This is a genomic window from Stenotrophomonas sp. YIM B06876 (genome assembly GCF_030711595.1).
Classification (GTDB): Bacteria; Pseudomonadota; Gammaproteobacteria; order Xanthomonadales; family Xanthomonadaceae; genus Stenotrophomonas.
Genome location: NZ_JAUJUJ010000168.1, coordinates 1 through 1,702 on the forward strand (window position 1 = coordinate 1; position 1,702 = coordinate 1,702).

The 1,702-nt window shown below is 63.6% G+C and carries 2 protein-coding genes; both read right to left on the reverse strand.

The annotated features are described in order from the left end of the window. Positions 1-1,072 (reverse strand): S-(hydroxymethyl)glutathione dehydrogenase/class III alcohol dehydrogenase (locus QZH66_RS15755; protein ID WP_305806839.1); only part of this gene is annotated, 1,072 nt, incomplete at its 3' end. A 234-nt stretch (positions 1,073-1,306) separates the two neighbouring features. Beyond that, positions 1,307-1,702 (reverse strand): FAD-linked oxidase C-terminal domain-containing protein (locus tag QZH66_RS15760; RefSeq protein WP_305806840.1); only part of this gene is annotated, 396 nt, incomplete at its 5' end.

Consider the following 1,702-nt stretch of genomic DNA (forward strand, 5'->3'; position numbering starts at 1 on the left):
TCTTCATCAAATCGAAGCCCTTGTTGATGTCCTCGAGTGGCATGGTGTGCGTGATCAGGTCGTCGATGTTGATCTTGCCTTCCATGTACCAGTCGACGATCTTGGGCACGTCGGTGCGCCCGCGCGCCCCGCCGAAGGCCGATCCTTCCCACTTGCGCCCGGTGACGAGTTGGAACGGGCGCGTGCTGATTTCGGCGCCGGCCTCGGCTACGCCGATGATGATGCTGCGGCCCCAGCCCTTGTGCGTGCATTCCAGCGCCTGGCGCATCACCTGGGTATGGCCTATGCACTCGAAGCTGTAGTCGGCGCCGCCGTCGGTCAGCTGCACTATTGTCTCGACCAGGTTCTCGACTTCCTTCGGGTTGATGAAGTGCGTCATGCCGAACTTGCGCGCCATGGCTTGCCGCGCCGGATTGATGTCGACGCCGATGATCTTGTCGGCGCCGACCATTTTGGCGCCCTGGATCACGTTCAGACCGATGCCACCCAGGCCGAACACGACCACGTTGGCGCCGGCCTCGACCTTGGCGGTGAACAGCACCGCGCCGATGCCGGTGGTCACGCCGCAGCCGATGTAGCAGACCTTGTCAAACGGCGCGTCTTCGCGGATCTTGGCCAGCGAGATTTCGGGCGCCACCGTGTAGTTGCTGAAGGTGCTGGTGCCCATGTAGTGAAAGATCGGTTTGCCGTCCAGACTGAAGCGGCTCGTGGCGTCGGGCATCAGGCCCTTGCCCTGCGTGCCGCGAATGAGCTGGCACAGGTTGGTCTTGCGCGACAGGCAGAACTTGCACTGGCGGCATTCGGGCGTGTACAGCGGGATGACATGGTCGCCCTTCTTGAGCGTGGTCACGCCCGGGCCAACGTCGACCACGATGCCCGCGCCTTCATGGCCCAGGATGGCGGGGAAGATGCCTTCGGGGTCGGCGCCCGAGAGCGTGTAGTAGTCGGTGTGGCAGATGCCGGTGGCCTTGATCTCGACCAGCACCTCGCCGAACTTCGGGCCTTGCAGGTCCACGGTTTCGATGCTCAGGGGCTGCCCTGCTTGCCAGGCGATGGCGGCTTTGGTTTTCATGGGGTGTCTCTCTTTCTTTTATTTGAGATAGCAGGAAATGGCGTGCTGCGTCGGCCAGTCCCGTCAGNTGATCTCGACCAGCACCTCGCCGAACTTCGGGCCTTGCAGGTCCACGGTTTCGATGCTCAGGGGCTGCCCTGCTTGCCAGGCGATGGCGGCTTTGGTTTTCATGGGGTGTCTCTCTTTCTTTTATTTGAGATAGCAGGAAATGGCGTGCTGCGTCGGCCAGTCCCGTCAGGCCGCGTGCAACACCTTGCCCGGATTGAGCAGCTTGTCGGGGTCAAGCAGTTGCTTGATGTGCGCCATGGTCGCGAGCTTGACGGGGTCGAGGGTGTCGAACATGGCGCCTATGCGCTTGGAGCCCACGCCGTGCTCGGCCGAGAACGAGCCGCCGAGGGCGCGCAAAGGGCCATACAGCACGGCTTCGATCTGCGTGGACAGTTCGTCCGGCAACGGCCCGGGGCGGTTGAGCACGATGTGCACATTGCCGTCGGCCAGGTGGCCGAACAGGTAGGGTTTGAGCGCCGGGTCGATGGCTGCCAGGCCGCGCTGCACCTGCTCCACATAGTCGGCCAGGCGCGACAGCGGCACCGACACGTCGTACGACGGCGCGCCGGGGTGTGCCCGGTA